At 64.0% G+C, this 17,712-nt stretch carries 15 protein-coding genes; 4 read left to right on the plus strand and 11 right to left on the minus strand.

All coding sequences use genetic code 11. The features are described 5' to 3' along the window. Positions 1-386: 386 nt before the first annotated feature. The 7 genes from CTR2_RS00380 to CTR2_RS00410 all read right to left on the minus strand — a co-directional run bounded on the left by CTR2_RS00380 (position 387) and on the right by CTR2_RS00410 (position 8,727). A complete protein-coding gene (locus tag CTR2_RS00380; RefSeq protein WP_087085533.1) occupies positions 387-1,088 on the minus strand; it encodes an ABC transporter ATP-binding protein in 702 nt (233 codons plus the stop codon). 142 nt (positions 1,089-1,230) lie between these two features. Further along, positions 1,231-1,974 (minus strand): ABC transporter ATP-binding protein, encoded by a 744-nt coding sequence (locus tag CTR2_RS00385; protein WP_087085782.1) that lies wholly within the window; start codon positions 1,972-1,974, stop codon positions 1,231-1,233. A gap of 19 nt (positions 1,975-1,993) precedes the next feature. Continuing rightward, positions 1,994-3,088 carry a branched-chain amino acid ABC transporter permease gene (locus CTR2_RS00390; protein ID WP_087085532.1) on the minus strand — a complete coding sequence of 365 codons (1,095 nt, stop codon included), beginning with the start codon at positions 3,086-3,088 and terminating at the stop codon, positions 1,994-1,996. A gap of 129 nt (positions 3,089-3,217) precedes the next feature. Continuing rightward, entirely contained in the window at positions 3,218-4,087 is an 870-nt protein-coding gene (locus tag CTR2_RS00395; protein WP_046461729.1) for a branched-chain amino acid ABC transporter permease, read from the minus strand. A 157-nt stretch (positions 4,088-4,244) separates the two neighbouring features. After that, positions 4,245-5,408 (minus strand): ABC transporter substrate-binding protein, encoded by a 1,164-nt coding sequence (locus CTR2_RS00400; protein ID WP_087085531.1) that lies wholly within the window; start codon positions 5,406-5,408, stop codon positions 4,245-4,247. Positions 5,409-5,598: 190 nt separating this feature from the next. Next, positions 5,599-7,161 carry a benzoate-CoA ligase family protein gene (locus CTR2_RS00405; protein WP_087085530.1) on the minus strand — a complete coding sequence of 521 codons (1,563 nt, stop codon included), beginning with the start codon at positions 7,159-7,161 and terminating at the stop codon, positions 5,599-5,601. Between the two features lie 3 nt (positions 7,162-7,164). After that, a complete protein-coding gene (locus CTR2_RS00410) occupies positions 7,165-8,727 on the minus strand; it encodes a 3,4-dehydroadipyl-CoA semialdehyde dehydrogenase (RefSeq protein WP_087085529.1) in 1,563 nt (520 codons plus the stop codon). Positions 8,728-8,894: 167 nt separating this feature from the next. On the opposite strand from CTR2_RS00410, the gene CTR2_RS00415 reads away from it, so the two are divergent. Further along, entirely contained in the window at positions 8,895-9,797 is a 903-nt protein-coding gene (locus CTR2_RS00415; RefSeq protein WP_087085528.1) for a helix-turn-helix transcriptional regulator, read from the plus strand. 6 nt (positions 9,798-9,803) lie between these two features. On the opposite strand, the gene CTR2_RS00420 is transcribed toward CTR2_RS00415, so the two are convergent. The 4 genes from CTR2_RS00420 to CTR2_RS00435 form a co-directional block, all read right to left on the minus strand. Further along, positions 9,804-11,480, minus strand: coding sequence for an acyl-CoA dehydrogenase family protein (locus CTR2_RS00420; protein ID WP_310222454.1), 1,677 nt, complete (start codon positions 11,478-11,480; stop codon positions 9,804-9,806). 95 nt (positions 11,481-11,575) lie between these two features. Beyond that, positions 11,576-12,409 (minus strand): M48 family metallopeptidase, encoded by an 834-nt coding sequence (locus CTR2_RS00425; RefSeq protein WP_087085527.1) that lies wholly within the window; start codon positions 12,407-12,409, stop codon positions 11,576-11,578. Positions 12,410-12,447: 38 nt separating this feature from the next. After that, positions 12,448-13,320, minus strand: coding sequence for a DMT family transporter (locus tag CTR2_RS00430; protein WP_087085781.1), 873 nt, complete (start codon positions 13,318-13,320; stop codon positions 12,448-12,450). Between the two features lie 113 nt (positions 13,321-13,433). Then, complete coding sequence (locus CTR2_RS00435) at positions 13,434-14,129, minus strand: helix-turn-helix domain-containing protein (RefSeq protein WP_087085526.1); 696 nt, start codon at positions 14,127-14,129, stop codon at positions 13,434-13,436. Positions 14,130-14,232: 103 nt separating this feature from the next. On the opposite strand from CTR2_RS00435, the gene CTR2_RS00440 reads away from it, so the two are divergent. From CTR2_RS00440 to CTR2_RS00450, 3 genes are all read left to right on the plus strand, one after another. Continuing rightward, a complete protein-coding gene (locus CTR2_RS00440) occupies positions 14,233-15,591 on the plus strand; it encodes an AmpG family muropeptide MFS transporter (RefSeq protein WP_254913481.1) in 1,359 nt (452 codons plus the stop codon). Between the two features lie 124 nt (positions 15,592-15,715). Continuing rightward, on the plus strand, positions 15,716-16,465 hold the full coding sequence (locus CTR2_RS00445) for a response regulator (protein WP_003059830.1): 750 nt from the start codon (positions 15,716-15,718) through the stop codon (positions 16,463-16,465). Continuing rightward, a complete protein-coding gene (locus CTR2_RS00450; RefSeq protein ID WP_087085524.1) occupies positions 16,465-17,685 on the plus strand; it encodes a HAMP domain-containing sensor histidine kinase in 1,221 nt (406 codons plus the stop codon). Before CTR2_RS00445 ends, CTR2_RS00450 begins: the two co-directional genes overlap by 1 nt. Positions 17,686-17,712: the final 27 nt, after the last annotated feature.

Genomic DNA, 17,712 nt, shown 5'->3' on the forward strand with positions numbered 1-17,712 from the left:
CTTCTAGCGCTTATGCAGATTGCGGTAACAGCTATCGGTTTGATAAAGAAGCTCTGGTATTGTCCCTTTTGACCACGCATGCGACGGCTGCCTCTTGGGGCTGGCAGTTGCACCGCAGAGTGCAACTGCATCGTCATCACTTTTACGGCAACGTGTCTGAGTGAAGCGCTGCAAGCGCGCAGCGAGTTTTGCCGTACAGTCACAAGAGGTTGACAGCGCAGGTTGCCCGTAGGCGAAGCCGGAGGGTCGTGGGCAGCAGGGGCAGGCTCTTTGCCTACTTTCTGGCAACAGAAAGTAGGTCGGCCGGCGGGCCGAGACCCGCCCTCTGCCGCAAGTCAAAAAACATAACGTGGCCATGGAAGAACGGTTTAAAAACCTTTCCCCGCTCAAACTCCCAGCAACGCCGACAACTTCTCAGGCTGCTGCAACAGATCCGCAGACTCCGCCTGCAAGGCCAGCCGGCCTTTTTCCATCACCACGGCCTTGTCGGTATGCGCCAGCACCTTCTTGTAGTCGCGGTCCACGATCAGCGTGGAGATGCCGGTCTCGCGAATCTGGGCGATCACGCGCCAGATTTCGGCCACCACCAGCGGAGCCAGGCCCTCGGTGGCTTCATCCAGGATCATGAGGCGCGGATTGGTCATCAGCGCGCGGCCGATGGAGACCATCTGCTGCTCGCCGCCCGAGAGCTGATCGCCGCCGTTGGACAGTCGCTCCTTGAGGCGTGGAAAGGTTTCCAGCACACGCTCGTAGGTCCAGCCCCGGCTGCCGTCCAGGCCGGCTCTGGCGCTCATCAGGAGGTTTTCCTTGACGGAGAGATTGGGGAATACGCCGCGACCTTCGGGGACATAGCCAATGCCAAGACGTGCCATTCGTTCGGGGGCGGAATTCGTCACCTCCTTGCCGTCGGCAAACACCCGGCCCGAACGTGCCGTCACATAGCCCATCAGCGTGCGGATCAGCGTGGTCTTGCCCATGCCGTTGCGGCCCAGCAGGCCCACGGCCTGGCCCTGGGGCAGATCCAGCGAGATGCCGTGCAGGATATGGCTGTCTCCGTAAAAGCTGTGCACCTCTTGCAGGCTGAACATGGCATGGTTCGAAGGCCCGGAAAGTGGGCGCGTGCCTGTGCCAGATGCACCGGGCAAGGGCCGTCCCGCAGCGAAGGTGTCGTCTCCCCCTCGCGAAGCGAGAGGGGGGGAAGCGGCAGCGCCGCTCAGGGGGGGCCGTATGTCAAGCATGCTCTTCCTCTCCCAGGTAGGCGGTGCGCACGACCGGGTCGTTGCGAATCTGATCGGGCGTTCCCGTGGCCACCACGCTGCCATTGACCATGACGGTGATGCGATCGGCAATGCGGAAAACGGCATCCATATCGTGCTCCACCAGCAGCACGGCATGCGCGGACTTGAGCTCCTGCAGCAGCTCCAGCATGCGTTCTGTCTCCTCGGCGCCCATGCCTGCCAGCGGCTCGTCCAGCAGCAGCACGCGCGGCGCCGTGGCAAGGCACATGGCGACTTCCAGCTGACGCTTGGCGCCATGACTGAGGCTGCCGGCGATGCGCCCGGCATGCTGGGCAAGGCCGGCGCGCTGCAGCGCAGATTGCGCCCGCTGCATGCTGGCCGCGCAATGCTGGGCCGACTCCCAGATGCGCCAGGGCCTGGGCAGCGCCTGGGCCTGGGCCGTGAGCCGGCAGTTCTCCTGCACCGTGAACTCCGGGAAGATGGTGGTGCGCTGGTAGCTGCGGCCGATGCCGGCCTTGGCGCGCTGCGGCTGCGGCATCTGCGTGACGTCCCGGCCTTCAAGCGCAATACTGCCGCTGCTGGCCGCTATCTCACCCGAGAGCATATTGATCAGCGTGGACTTGCCTGCGCCGTTGGTGCCGATGACGGCATGGACCTCGCCCTGATGCAGATCCAGGTCCACATTGTTCACGGCCACCAGCCCGCCAAAGCGCCGCGTCAGGCCGCGCACCGACATCTTGAGAGCCTTGCCTGTATCAACCACGGTCTGCTCCTTGCTCGATGGCTGCTGGCGACTTATCCGTCTGCGCCGCTGCCTTCTTCTGCCATTTGTCGTTGATGCCGACCAGGCCCTTGGGCAGCAGCGCGACCAGCGCGATGATGGCGATGCCCAGTGTCAGCTGCCAGTGGTCCGCGGCATTGCCAACGATGGCATGCGTGCTCAGCAGCTCCTTGAGCAGCACAAAGGTGATGGTGCCTAGCACCGCACCGCGCAGCGAGCCCACGCCACCCAGAATCAGCATCAGCAGGACCTCGCCGGAGTGGTGCCAGGCCAGCAGCTCGGGGTTGACCACGGCATCGCGTGCGGCCAGCAGAAAGCCTGCCAGTCCCGCTAGCGCACCGGCAATCACAAAGCCGGCGAGCTTGTAGCCGTAGGTGGCAAAGCCGGCAGCGCGCATGCGCTGCTCGTTGACGCGAATGCCGGCCAGCGCATGGCCGAAGCGCGAGTGGCGCAGCATGGCGATGAAGGCATAGACCAGCACCAGCGCGGCCAGTACCACGAAGTACTGCGTGCTGCTGCTTTCCATGTCCAGTGCACCTATGGCCGGGCGCTGCATCAGGTAGATGCCGTCGCTGCCGCCGAAATAGCCCACGTCGTGCACGACAAAGAAAGCCAGTTGCGCGAACGCCAGCGTGACCATGATGAAGTACACGCCCTTGGTGCGCAGACTCAGGGCGCCCACCACCAGCGCATACAGGCCCGAGACGCCGACTGCGGCGCCGAGCATGACGAGAAAGTTGCTGCCGTCCTGGCCGGCGGCCTTCACCGCCGCATAGGCACCCAGACCGAAGTAGGCCGCATGGCCCAGGCTGACCAGCCCCGCGCCTCCCACCAGGATATGCAGGCTGAGAGCAAAGATGGACAGGATCATGATCTTGACGACCAGATCGGACAGATAGGCCGACCAGAAGGGCTGGGCGGCCGCCAGCAGCACTGCGGCGGCCAGCGGCAGCACCACCCCTACCCAGACGCTTTGGGCGCGAATGGGGCGGCTCTGGTTGGTGACGGCCGGCGCTTCCGCATAGGCCTGATTGGATTGCGGCAGCGGCGTATAGGAGGTGTCGCTCATATCAGTGATCCTTGACACTGCTTGCAAAACTGGCGTGTGCCAAGCAGGAGGCACCGGGCAAGGGCTGTCCCGCAGCGAAGGTGTTGTTCTCCTCCCGTGTGGCAAGAGAAGGAAGGGCGCAAAGCTTCATCATCTTTTGCCCATCAGGCCTTCCGGGCGCCATACGAGGATCACGGCCATCAGCAGATAGATGCTCATGCCGCTGAGTTCCTGGAAGAACACCTTGCCGAAGGTATCCACAAAGCCCACCAGCAGCGAGGCAATCAGCGCTCCGGTAATAGATCCAATGCCGCCAATGACCACCACCACAAAGCAGATGATGAGAACGCTGGAGCCCATGTTCGGATAGACCGAACTCATGGGCGCGGCGATCATGCCGGCCAGGGCCGCCAGGGCCACGCCCACGGCGAACACGATGCGGTACAGGCGCTTGATGTTGATGCCCAGGCCGCGCACCATGTCGCGGTTGCTGGCACCGGCGCGAATCATCATGCCCAGGCGCGTGCGGTTGACGGTGTAGTACATCAGCAGTGCCACCAGCAGGCAGGCGGCGGCGGCAAACACGTTGTACCAGGGGTATTGCATCATGCCCATGAGAGGGAAGCTGCCGGCCAGCCAGGCCGGCTTTTCCACGCCATGCACATCGTTGCCCACGAGGATGGCGCGCAGGCCTTCAAACACCAGAATCAGGCCATAGGTCATCAGCACCTGCTGCAGGTGATCGCGTTCGTAGAGAAAGCTGAAGAATGCCCATTCGAGAAAATAGCCCAGCACCACGGCCAGCACCACGCCGACCAGCAGCATGGCGATGAAATGCTGGCCCAGATAAGGTGCCAGCGAGAACGCCACGTAGGCTCCGATCATGTAGAAGCTGCCATGGGCGAGGTTGATCACCCCCATGATGCCGAAGATCAGCGTCAGGCCGGAGGCCAGCAGAAACAGCAGCAGTCCGTACTGAATCGAGTTCAGGCACTGCACCAGAAAAGTGGCGAGATCCACGGCAATCCTTGTTGAAGCGGGAGGGGCAGGACAGCGGGATCCACTGCCCGGCGAATCGTGGATTCGCGTTGGAGACGAGGCGCTCTGCCGGGGCCGGCACCGAAGGTGCGGCAAGCGCAGAGCAGCGACGTATCCAGGGCGGCAGGGCCCGCGTCTATTACATGCGGCAGCCGCGGGCAGGGTCCGCCAGCGCCTTCACCGCCACGCTGATCTTCTTGTTTTCCTTGCCGTCGACCTTGCGCAGATAGATGTCCTGCACGGGGTTGTGCGCCTTGCTCAAGGTGAAGTCGCCGCGCGGGCTGGCAATCGTGGCTTTTTCGATGGCGGTGCGGAAGACATCCTTCTTGCCGATGTCGCCGCCAGCTGCCTTCAGACCCACGGCCAGCATCTGCGCTGCGTCATAGCCTTGCACGGCATAGACATCGGGCTGCAGCTTGTAGTTCTTGGCGTAGTTGGTGCGGAAGGCCTGATCGCGCGCCGTGCCCAGTTCGTCGGCATAGTGCAGCGTGGTCAGCATGCCCTGGGCGGCTTCGCCCTGGGCGTCCAGCGTGCCGTCGGTCAGAAAGCCCGGTCCGTAGAGCGGAATGGTTTTGGACAGGCCCGAGGCGTGATAGTCCTTGACGAATTTCACGGCACCTGCGCCCGCAAAAAAGGAGAACACTGCATCGGGCTTGGCCGCTGCGATCTCGGTCAGCAGAGCCTGGAATTCGACGTTGGGAAACGGCAGCGTCAGCTGCTTAGTGACCTTGCCGCCGCTTTTCTCGAAGCCTTCCTTCATGCCATTCACTGCTTCCTCACCCGCCGCGTATTTCCAGGTGATGGTCATGGCGGTCTTCTTGCCCTCCTTGGCGGCAACCAAACCCATGGGATAGGCGGTCTGCCAGTTGGAGAAGGAGCTGCGGAAGATATTGGGAGCACACATGGGGCCGGTGACTGCATCGGCTCCCGCATTGGGAACGATGAGCACGGTGCCGCTTTCCTTGGCGGCCTTGGCCATGGCCATGGCCACGCCGGAGTGCACGGTGCCGATGATCACATCGACCTTGTCGCGCTTGATGAGGCGGTTGACGTTGTCCGTTGCCTTGGCGGGATCTGACTCATCGTCGACCTTGAAGTATTCGATCTCGCGCCCGCCCAGCTTGCCGCCTTGCTCGGCTACCTGCATGCGAAAGCCGTTCTCGATCGCCACGCCCAGGGCTGCATAAGTGCCACTGAAAGGCAGCATGAAGCCGACCTTGATCTTCTCCTGCGCCATGGCGCTGCTGCCGCTTGCGGCGGCAGCCAGTGCGATTGCGCTCCATATTGCCCGTTGCTTGCTCATGCTTGTCTCCTGCTGGTTGATGGACGAATGCCGGCTTACTCTCAGATCAACGGTTATGACTGGCTGTGGTGCTGGGGTTCGCACTGATGCACGAGCGCACTCTAACAACTTTAGGTTTAAAGCAATACCAGCGATTGCCCTAGTTTCTGACTACTGTTTTGATAGCTTCTTGCAACCTTGCGATAAGCAATTAGCGTGGCTTGGATTCCAGCTCACGCAAACGAAAGCGTTGGATCTTTCCAGTCGCGGTCTTGGGTAGCTCATCGACAAATTCAATGAAGCGCGGGTATTTGTAGGCGGCCAGCCGGTTCTTCACAAAGGCCTTGAGTTCGGCCTCGCTGGCGCTCTGTCCGGGCTTGCACACCACATAGGATTTGGTCTTGGTCAGGCCCTGTTCGTCGGTCACGCCGATCACGGCCGCCTCCAGTACGGCAGGGTGCTGCTGCAGCGTGGATTCGACCTCGAAGGGCGAGACATAGATGCCGCTGACCTTGAGCATGTCGTCGCTGCGGCCTGCATAGGTGTAGTAGCCGTCGGCATCGCGCACATATTTGTCGCCGCTCTTGAGCCAGGCGCCCTGGAAGGTGTCGCGCGTCTTGTCGCGGTTGGCCCAGTACATCAGGGCCGCGCTCGGGCCCTTGATGTAGAGGTCGCCAATCTCGCCATCGGCCACGGGCTGGCCGTCCTCGCCACGCAACTCCACCACATAGCCTGGTACAGGTTTTCCCGTGCTGCCGTAGCGTATGTCGTCCGGGCGGTTGGAGATGAAGATGTGCAGCATTTCGGTGGATCCGATGCCGTCCACGATATCGGCGCCGAAGTGGGTCTTGAAGCGCTGGGCAATCTCGGCCGGCAGGGCTTCACCGGCCGAGGAGCACATGCGCAGGCTGACCTGCTCGCGTGCCGGCAGGGCGGTGTGAGCCAGCATGCCTGCAAAGCCCGTCGGCGCGCCGAAGAACACCGTGGGCTGGTGTTCGGTCCAGCGCCTGAAGGTGGCTTCCGGCGTGGGGCGCTCGGCCATCAGCACCACGCTGGCGCCCACGCTCAGGGGGAATGTCAGGGCGTTGCCAAGACCGTAGGCGAAGTAAAGCTTGGCGGCGGAAAAGCAGACATCGCTTTCACTCAGGCCCAGCACCGGCTTGCCATACAGCTCGGCCGTCCAGTAGGGGTTGGCGTGGGTATGCACTGCGCCCTTGGGTTTGCCGGTAGAGCCCGAGGAATACAGCCAGAAGCCGGGGTCGTCGCCCATGGTTCTGGCGGCATGGGCCAGCGGCGCTTGTTGCTGCAGCCAGGGCTGCAGCGGCTCGAAGGCCGGCGGCAGGTCTTGCGGTGCTTCATCGGGCCTGGCGACCCAGATATGGTTGACCTCGTGCTGCGCCTGCTCCAGGGCCTGCTGCACCACGGCAACCAGCGCGCCATTGGTGAAAATCGCCTGCGCACGGCAATGCTCGAGCATATAGGCGTAGTCGGCAGCAGTGAGCAAGGTATTCACCGCCACTGGCACCACGCCTGCGTACATGGCTCCGAGAAAGGAGATCACCCACTCGCGCATATCGTGCATGACCAGCAGCACGCGCTCCTCGCGATGGATGCCGGCAGCGAGCAGGCCGTGGGCCAGGCGGCGCGCCTGCTCCTGCAACTGGGCATAGCTGAGCGTGCCCTGGTCATCGGTGTAGGCGTTTTTGTCACCGCGCCCCTGGTTGAGATCAAACAGATGCTGGGCAAAGTTGAAGGCTTGGCTGAAGTCGGTCATGGCTCATGCTCCCGTCGTTTCGGCCAGTGCCTGCAGAACCTGCGGTGCAGCTTGTATGGCGCTTTTGCGATGATAGAAATCCAGTGCCCGCAGGCCGCCGAGTTCGGCGCCGCCACCGGCGCGGCCCGGACCTCCATGCTGGGACTGGGGCATGACATTGCCGTGGCCCGTATGCAGCCTGGCGACAGCGGGCGTGACCACATGCACGCGGCCGTGGCTGGCGGCGAGCTCGGTGGCGGCAGCGGCCAGGGCCTGGTCGTCATCACCGTAGACCGAGCAGACCAGCGAGCCCTGGCCGCGATGTGCAAGTGCCAGGCCATGGGCCAGGTCACGGTAGGGCAGAAGAGTGGCCACGGGGCCAAAGACTTCCATGTCATGCACGAGTGCACAGCCATCGGGGTCTTGAGTGCCCAGCAACACGGGCTGGGCGCAGGCAGCAGTCGCCGGGTCGGCATCGATCAGCGCATTGCGCCGGCCGTCATGCAGGGCCGTCGTGTGTTCCAGCAAGCGGCCCAGGCCCTGCTGCACGCTGTCGTACTGCTCTCGGCTGATCAGAGATCCCATGCGCACGGCGTCATTGCGCGGGTTGCCCACGGCGATCTTCGCCAGCTGCGCACCGACGGCCTGGGCCACATCGTCGTACAGAGCTTGCGGTACCAGCACGCGGCGTATGGCCGTGCATTTCTGGCCGGATTTGACCGTCATTTCGCGCACCACTTCACGTGCCAGCAAGGCGGCGGCTTCGCTGTCCGGGCCATGGCCGGGCAGCAGCAGCGCGCAGTTCACGCTGTCGGCCTCGATATTGCTGCGCACCGAATGTCGGGTGATGGCGTCGTGAGAGCGGATGGTCGCTGCCGTGTCCGCAGACCCCGTGAACGAGACGACATCCATGGGCTGCAGCTGATCCAGCAATCCGGCGGCACTGCCGCAGACGATGGACAGCGCGCCCGGCGGCAATATGCCGGCATCGATCACATCCTTGACCATGCGCTGGGTCAGCCAGGCGGTGGCCGTGGCCGGCTTGACGACGACGGGCACGCCCGAGAGCAGGGCCGGTGCCGCTTTTTCCCACAGCCCCCAGGCCGGGAAGTTGAAGGCGTTGATGAACAGCGCCACGCCGCGCGTCGGGACCTGGATATGCCGCGACAGAAAAACGCCGTCCTTGGCCAGCGCCACGGCTTCGCCGTCGCTCAGATGCCTCGCATCGCCGAGCGCTGCACCCCATCTGGCGTATTGGTTCAGGGTGTAGATGCCGCCGTCCACATCGACGGCGGTGTCGTTTCTGACAGTGCCGCTGTTGGCGGTGGATATCTCGTAATACGCGTCACGCCGGCTTTGCAGCACGGCTGCAATATCGGCCAGCAGCCTGGCGCGCTCCGCATAGCTCAGCGCGCGCAGCGCCTTGCCGCCGGTATCGCGTGCAAAGGCAAAGGCGGCGCCCAGATCGAGCCCTGTGGCATCGACACGCACCAGCTCGGCTCCCAGTACCGGGTCGCGTAACAAACTGCCCGGGCCGCTGCCGGTTTGCCAGCGGCCAGCAACATGGTTGGCCAGTAACTCAGTCATGGGGGTCTCCTGAAGTGCTGTTCTGATCAGCATCAAATCTTCGGCGAAACATGCAATATTGTGCGTGCAAACAAAAGATAAATACGAGACAATGCAGTGTCAAGCAATATATTGCATGATTCGCGTTAACCCCGACTGTTTATCATTCACGGCCTCTGAGGAGCTTTATGGATCAGTTAGACATGGCATCCGCGTCGGTTGCGGAAGGGGATGAAGCGGGCAAAAGCCCGCTGCTGCAGGCCTTGGGCGAGAGGGTGCGCAATCTGCGTGCGCGCCGCGGTCTCACGCGCCGCGGGCTGGCTTCGGCGGCCGTGGTGTCCGAGCGCCATCTGGCCAATCTCGAATACGGCACGGGCAATGTCTCCATCCTGGTGCTGCAGCAGATTGCAAATGCACTTCAGTGCAGCATGGCCGAGCTGCTGGGCGATGTGACGACGGCCAGTGCCGAATGGCTGTTGCTGCGCGAGCTGTTGGAAGGCCGCAGCGAGGCCGACCTGAAGCGCGTGCGACTGGCCGCCGGAGAGATTCTTGGAACGGCGCCCATGGGCGATCCGCACCGGGCTTCGCGCATTGCCCTGATAGGCCTGCGTGGCGCGGGCAAGTCCACGCTGGGGCGCATGCTGGCGGAGCAGCTGAATGTGCCGTTTCTGGAACTGAACCAGGAAATCGAGCGCGTCGCGGGTTGCAGCGTGCGCGAGATCTATGACCTCTATGGCGCAGGAGCCTATCGCCGCTACGAGCGCCGTGCACTCGAAGAGGCCGTGCAGATCTACAGCGACGTGGTGATAGCCACCCCGGGCGGCATCGTGTCAGACCCCGCAACCTTCAACGAACTGCTCAGCCATTGCACCACGGTCTGGTTGCAGGCCCAGCCCGATGAGCATATGAGCCGTGTCGTGGCCCAGGGCGACACGCGGCCCATGGCGGCCAACCCCGAGGCCATGGATGATTTGCGCCGGATTCTGGACGGCCGATCGGCCTTTTATTCCAAGGCCGACCATGTGCTGGACACCAGCGGCAAGAGCCTGGCGCAAAGCTTCAGGCAGCTGAAGACACTGGTCGCTGCCTGAGCGGATTCAGACGGGCAGGGCGCGCTCCACAATGGCCGCCATGTCCAGCCCCGCAGGGTCGAACGCTCCGGCCACCATGGCCCCGCCTTGTGCGCCCAGGCGGGTGTGTATGAAGCCATCGGCCACGGGGGCGGGCGCGTGCCGGTGCAGCAGGCAGGCCTGGGCCAGCAGGCACAAGTCCTGCACCAGTCGGCGGGCCTGCGGCTCCAGCGCTTCGGGGGAAGCAGACAGGCGTTTGGCCAGCGATTGCGCCATGGACGTCAACAGGGGCTGGCCGGCAGCCATATCGCCGAGATCCTGCAACAGCAGGCGCGTGGCCTCGGGCTCTCGGCCCATGGCGCGCAGCACGTCCAGGCACATCACATTGCCCGAACCTTCCCAGATGGAGTTGACCGGCGCTTCGCGGAACAGGCGCGCGACGATGCTGTCCTGTACATAGCCGTTGCCGCCAAAGATCTCCATGGCTTCGCCCGTGATCTCCACCGAGCGCTTGCAGACCCAGAACTTGGCGGCCGGAGTCATGATGCGCTTCCAGGCGCGAGCCAGCAGATCGCCTTCGGCCTCCAGCTCATAGGCCTGAGCCAGATGCATGGCGAGCTGCATGGAGGCTTCGCTTTCGAGGGCCAGGTCCGCGAGCACGGTGGCCATCAGCGGTTGATCCGCGAGATGTTTGCCGAAGGCCGAGCGCTGGCGCGCATAGGCAATCGACTGCACGGTTGCGCTGCGCAAAATGGCCGCGCTGCCCAGCACGCAGTTCAGCCGCGTGTAGCTGGCCATTTCGATGATGGTGGGAATGCCTCGGCCTTCCTCGCCCATGAGAATGCCCCAGGCGTCCTGCAGTTCCACTTCCGAGCTGGAGTTGCTGCGGTTGCCGACCTTGTCCTTGAGGCGCTGCACACGCACGGGGTTCTTGCTTCCATCAGGGCGCCAGCGCGGCACGAAAAAACAGGCATGACCGCCGAGCTCACCGCTTGCCGTGGCCATGCGAGCCACCACCAGATGGGCGTCGCACATGGGGGCCGAGAAAAACCATTTATGGCCGCGCAGCAGATACTCGCTGCCGCGGCCGCCCTCATGCACGGGGCGTGCCACCGTGGTGTTGGCGCGCACGTCCGAGCCGCCTTGTTTCTCCGTCATGCCCATGCCTATCCAGATGGATTTTTTTTGGCTCAAGGGCAGATCGCGTGCGTCGTACTCGCGGCTGAACAACTGGGCCTGCAACTGGCTCCAGAGCCGGGGCTCTTTTTGCAGCACGGGGATGGCAGCCGTGGTCATGGTGGCTGGGCATAGCGTGCCTTGCTCCACCTGGCCGTGCAGGTAAAAGCCGGCGGCCCAGGCGCTCCAGCGACCGCTGCTCTGGCTCTCAAAGGGCAAGGAGATCAGGCCCTGTTTGCGATACAGCTCCATGAGGCGATGCCAGCTGGGGTGGAATTCCACGGCATCGAGCACACGTCCGCGTGCGTCAAAACGCTGCAGCTCGGGTGTGTGGCGGTTGGCGAGTTCGGCATGCTCCCAGGTGTGCTTCTGGCCAAGCTGTTGCGCAAAGCGGCTCAGGGCCGGAACAAAGCCCTGGGCCTGCTGGCGTTGCAGCACTTCCTGCAAGGCCGTGTCGGCCTGCAGCAGATCGAAGTCGGTCAGCTCATCGAACTGGTTGAAGACGTCATGGGTGTCCAGGGCCTGCATGCGAAAACTCCTGTAGCTGTGCGCTTGTCACAGGCCAATATAGAGCGCCGCATGGCCGAAGCAAAGCGGGTTTTCAGCCGCTGTATCGCACAGGCTTATCGCCTGCGGGCCTGTTCATACAAGCCCATGACGCGCGGCACATTGCCCTCCAGCTGACGGATGCGATCGGGGCCTGTCGGGTGCGTGGAGAGAAAGCCTATGCCGCCTTCGCCCGTGGCCTGGCCCATCTTGCGCCACAGGCTCACGGCGGCCTGCGGGTTGAAGCCGGCGCGGGCAGCGAGCTCCAGTCCGACCAGATCGGCATCGCTTTCGTCATTGCGGCTGAACTTGAGGCTGAGCAATTGCCCGCCCAGGCGTGCCGCGGCATTGCCGATATCGCCCAGACCCAGCAATTGCGCGCCCAGCGATATGCCTATGCTGGTGGCCTGGTTCTTGGCCAACTGCTCGCGCGAATGCTCGCGCAGGGCATGGGCCATCTCATGGCCCATGATCATGGCGATCTCGTCGTCCGTCAGCTTGAGCTGGTCGATGATGCCTGTGTAGAAGGCGATCTTGCCGCCGGGCATGCAGAATGCGTTGATCTGCTTGCTGCCTATGAGATTGACCTCCCAGCGCCATTGGCCGGCGCGCGGGTTCCATTGCGCGGCATAGGGAATGAGGCGCTGGGCAATGCCGCGCAGGCGTTGCAGCTGCGGGTTGCCAGCGTCTGCCAGCGCACCCTGAGCCTTGGCTTTTTGCAGCAGCTCCTGGTACTGCTGGGTCGCAGAGTTTTCCAGCGTTTCGGCCGGTACCAGCTGGCGCATCACCGAGGCCTTGCCTACCTCCACCTGAGCCTGCGCTGGCGCGTGCATCAGTGCAGCGCAGACCAGTGCGGGCAGCAGGCAGTTGCGGGTGGTGGGCAGGCGCAGGGATGAGATGAGGGCGTGCATGAGCGCCAAGTCTATGCGAGCTGCAGTCTCGCCTCGGATCAGACGGTTTCTGCAGTCTTGCGCTCTGCCTGCACCACCAGCCACAGGCCGCCGATCACGCCGAGCAGACCCAGCACGGACCACCAGGCGGGGCGCTCGCCGACCACCAGCAAAGACAGTGCAAAAGCGGTGATCGGCTCGGCCTTGCTCAGTGCCACGCCAGTCGCGGCAGACATGCCGCGCAGGCCCACGGAGAACAGCAGATAGGCAAGCCCCGTGGCGACCATGCCCAGATAGATCACCACGGCCCAGCCGCCGGCGTTGATCTGCAGCGGCCCGCCCAGCCAGGCCGAAACGGGCAGCGACAGCAGGGCTGCGCAGGCAAACACCCAGGCATTGACCGTGGCCACACGCGCCTGAAGCACCAGCGCCTGGTTGACCAGCGCATAGGCGGCATAGGACAGGCCGGCCAGCAGGCACAGGGCCATGCCCGCCCATGGTAGATGCTGTCTGTCGGTGGCAGCCAGCGCCATGACAATGCCTCCGCCCACGCCGGTGCAGGTGCCAAGCCACCATTGGGCGCTAGGCATGCGCTTTTGCACCACGGCCTGCATCAGGCCGGCCCAGATGGGGCCGCTGCCTATGGCCAGCGCCGTACCCAGGGCCACGCCGCTGGCCTTGACGCCGGCAAAGAAGCTGAGGTTGTAGATGGCCATGCAGAGGCCGCAGAACACGATACGCGCCCAGCGCATGGGTTGGCGCGCATGGCCTCGGTCCAGCAGCAGCGCCAGCGCGCCAAAGAACAGCGCGGCCATGACCATGCGCAGGCCGCCCACCCAGTAGGGCGAGAGCTGTGCAGGCGCGAAATGCTGCGCCGTGCCCGTGGTGCCCCAGAGCATGGCGGCGGCCAGCACCAGGCCGACAGGGCCCAAGGCGCTGCGGGGCGAGGGAGAAGAGATAGCGGAAGTGACAGACATGAGTGAGCCATCATGCGCGGGCCAGGGCCGCTCATCTGTCGAGAAACGCTTGAAGTGCGAGGGGCGGCTCAGCGGCGCTCGCGCAGCTGGCGCGATGTCAGGCCGCGCTCGCGCCGCAGTGCATAGGCCAGGGCGCTGGCCGATGCGTAGCCGCAGCGCAGTGCGGTCGCTTCGAGTGCCGCTCCTTGCTTGAGCTGCAGCACGGCAGCATCCAGACGCAGGCCGCGCAGCCAGTCCTGCGGGGTGCGGTCCGTCAACTCCACAAAACGGGCGTGGAACTGGGCCACGCTCAGATGCACCAGGTCCGCCAGCCGGGCCGTGGGCCAGCTTTCATGCAAAGCAGCCTGCACTTGGCGCTGCAGCCACAGCAGATCCATGCCGCGACGTTGCAGCAAGGTGGGAGCCTGCAGCACCAGAGCCATCTGCGCGGCGGCTGACAGACTTGACTGGGGGAAGCGCAACGCCGGGGGCACGGCAAACCGGCGCAGCTTGTCCAGCCCCTGGATCATGGGCGCGTCGATCACCAGCACCTGGGTTTGCGGTGCGGCCAGATAGCCGTGGCCGGTACCTGCGGGTATGACCATGCCGCAGGCGCTGTCCACAAAGCTGGGTCTGCCACCCACCTCCAGCTCCATGCGGCCCTGCAGCGCAAACAGAATCTGGGCATGGTCATGGGCATGGGCCTGATGCTCGCCGCTGTAGCTGCGCACCGAGGTCTGTGCCTGGTCAAGCACAGGGCGCGGGGATGCGGTGTCACGGCTCATGGGGCAATCCTGCTTACAGAAAGAGACGGCGGTCACGGTAATGGTAGCGCCCTGCGACTGGCGCGGGCAACCGATAATGCCCTCTGCCTCAGAGAACCAGACCATGACCGAGTCGTCCCAAACAAGCACCAGCCCCACTTCCGCAGATGTCGTCATCAAGCCCAAGCGCAGCTGGAGCCAGGCCTTCAAGGTCTATGCCCAGCCCACCAGCCTGCGCATGCTGGCCCTGGGTTTCTCGGCCGGCCTGCCGCTGCTGCTGGTGCTGGGCACCTTGAGCTTCTGGCTGCGTGAGGCCGATATCGACCGCACGACGATAGGATTCCTGAGCTGGGTGGGCCTGGCCTATGCCTTCAAATGGGTGTGGTCTCCGCTGGTGGATCGTCTGCCCTTGCCGGCACTGACGCGGATGCTGGGGCGTCGCCGCAGCTGGCTGTTGTTTTCGCAGCTGTTGATCGTGGCGGGCCTGCTCGGCATGTCGTTCATGGACCCCAAGCAATCCCTGCAGCCGCTGGTGTTGTGCGCGGTGCTGGTGGCTTTCGGCTCGGCCACGCAGGATATCGCGCTGGATGCCTATCGCATCGAGTCCGCCAAGGTCGACGATCAGGCGGCTCTGGCTGCCACGTACCAGACCGGCTATCGCCTGGCCATGATCTGGGCTGGCGCCGGCGTGTTGTGGGTAGCGGCCCAGGTCCAAGGTGATGTGCAGGGCTATATGGTGCAGGCCTGGCATGTGGCCTACACGGCAATGGCGGCGAGCATGCTGGTGGGCATGATCACAGTGCTGCTCTCGCCCGAGCCTGAAGCTCGTCCCATGGCACCGGCACGCAATGCGGCCGAGTGGATCCAGGGCGCGTTGATTGCTCCGTTTGCCGACTTCATCGGCCGCTACCGCTGGCAGGCGTTGCTGCTGCTGGCGCTGATCGGTCTGTATCGCGTGAGCGACGTGGTGATGGGCATCATGGCCAATCCGTTCTATGTGGACATGGGCTACACCAAGGAAGAGGTTGCCGCCGTGACCAAGGTGTTCGGCGTCATCATGACGCTGCTGGGTGGCTTTGTGGGCGGCACCATGGCAGTGCGCTGGGGCGTGATGCGCGTGCTGATGCTGGGCGCCGTGCTGTCGGCCTGCACCAATATTCTGTTTGCCTGGCTGGCCACGCGCGGCCACGATGTCTCGGCACTGGTCTGGGTGGTCAGCGCCGACAATCTCGCCGGGGGAATCGCCTCGGCGGCCTTCATCGCCTATCTCTCGGGCCTGACCAATGTGCAGTACTCGGCCACGCAATATGCGCTGTTCAGTTCGATGATGCTGCTGGCCCCCAAGTGGCTGGCGGGCTTCTCGGGAGCGTTTGTCGATGCTTATGGTTACGAGGCGTTTTTCCACACCACGGCACTGATGGGCTTCCCCGTGCTGCTGCTGATTTTCCTGGCTTCCAGAGTGAAAATTGGTTCTGACGCTTGATGGGTAAGCGCTGACAGCTATTGTTTTTGAGCGATTCGGCGTTTACCCAACTTTACGCACCAGACAAGAGCAGGTCACCTGCGTGCTGCAGCATGACGTCTTGAAGAAATACCGAGGCGCGAGCATGACTACACTGCCCCCTATGAGCACGCACCAACTTCTGATGATTGAGGACGACGTTCGCCTGGCGCAAATGGTGAGCGATTACCTGGGCAATAACGGCCTGGAAGTGACCCATATGGCTGACGGCAAAAGCGGCCTGGAACAGCTGCAGCCCAGCGATGGTGGCTCGGTCGAGTTGCCCGACCTGGTGATCCTTGACCTGATGCTGCCCGACATGGACGGCCTTGAAGTCTGCCGCCGCATACGTTCCATGCCTGGTGCCCCTGCACAGGTCCCGGTGCTGATGCTGACCGCCAAGGGCGATCCCATGGACCGCATCATCGGCCTGGAGCTGGGCGCAGACGACTATCTGCCCAAGCCTTTCGAGCCGCGCGAGTTGCTGGCCCGCATTCGTGCCATCCTGCGCCGCAAAGGCGGCGAGAGCCAGGCGGCGCCCGCGAATGCCGTCATGCGCTTCGGCAGCCTGGAAATCGATCGTGATGCCCGTACCGTGTCGGTGGGCGAGCAGCAGGCCGATCTCACTTCCTACCAGTTCGATCTGCTGGTGGCGCTGGCCGAGCGCGCCGGTCGCGTGCTGACGCGCGACCAGATCATGGAAGCCGTGCGCGGGCGCGAATTGGAGGCCTTCGATCGGTCCATCGACGTGCACATGGGCCGCATCCGTGCCGCGATCGAGGCCGACCCCAAGGCTCCCAAGCGCATTCTCACGGTGCGCGGTGTGGGTTATGTTTTTGCCAAGCAACAAGACTGATGAAGCTGCTGCATGCTTTCTCTCAGCGCCTGTATCTGCGCATCTGGCTGGCGGTGGTAGTCGGCGTGGCCGTGCTCACGCTGTGCGTGGCATGGGCCTGGAATATTGCCGAAGAGCAGCGCGCTCAGAACAGCACCACGCCTCCCTCGCGCGAGATGGTGCTCAAAGGCCCCGAGGGCGAGGTTCTGGTGGAAGGGCGTGGCAACCGCATCTCCGGCTCGCCCGTAGATGGTGTGCGTTTTGAAATTGCCGCCAGGGACGGGCAGGTCTATGAGCTGTGGATGGCACCACGCGAGTGGCGTGAGGGCCGCCCTCCGCCGCGTGATGGTGCCGTGGCCTTCTGGCTGCGGCCACCGTTCGGCTTTCTGTGGATGCTGGGCCTGGTCGGTGTGGCAGTGGTTGTGGGCGTGTTCCCCATCATCCGCCGCCTGCTCAAGCGTCTGGAAAACCTGCAGCGCGGCGTCAAGCGCTTCGGCGAGGGCGATCTGTCGGTGCGAGTACCCGAGCACGGCCATGATGAGGTGGCAGATCTGGCGCACCAGTTCAATGCCGCTGCCGCGCGCATCGAGACCTTGATGACGTCTCACAAATCTCTGCTGGCCAATGCCTCGCATGAGCTGCGCTCGCCGCTGACGCGCATCCGCATGGGCCTGGAGTTCATGGGGAACGATCCGGCCAGTGCCCGTGCCAAGGCCGAGATCCAGCGCAATATCGGCGAACTGGACCAACTGGTCGACGAGATCCTGCTGGCCAGCCGCCTGGACTCCAGCGAGGTCGATGTGGGCACGGTGGAGTCGGTCGATCTGATCGGTCTGGCGGCCGAGGAATGCGCGCGCATCGACGCCGATCTGGAGATGCAGACCGAGGGTCCGCTGGAGGTGCAGGGGATCGCGAAACTGCTGCGCCGCGCCGTGCGCAATCTGCTGGAGAATGCGCGCCGCTACAGCGAGGGCGAGATCACGCTGTCCCTGTCGAGGCAGGACGGCATGGCCTTGATCCGTGTCGAGGACCACGGCCCCGGCGTTCCCCAGGCGCAGCGTGAGCGTATCTTCGAGAAGTTCTATCGCCTACCTGGCGCCAGCGAGAGGTCTGGCGGTGTGGGCCTGGGCCTGTCGCTGGTGCGCTCGATTGCCGAGCGGCACGGTGGCACGGTGCACTGCGAGGCACGCAAGGACGGCCGTAGCGGCGCGAGCTTTGTGATCTGTCTGCCGCTGGTCTGATCCGGCGCCCTCAAAAAAGCCCCGCAG

Source organism: Comamonas thiooxydans (assembly GCF_002157685.2).
Taxonomy (GTDB): Bacteria; Pseudomonadota; Gammaproteobacteria; order Burkholderiales; family Burkholderiaceae_C; genus Comamonas; species Comamonas testosteroni_H.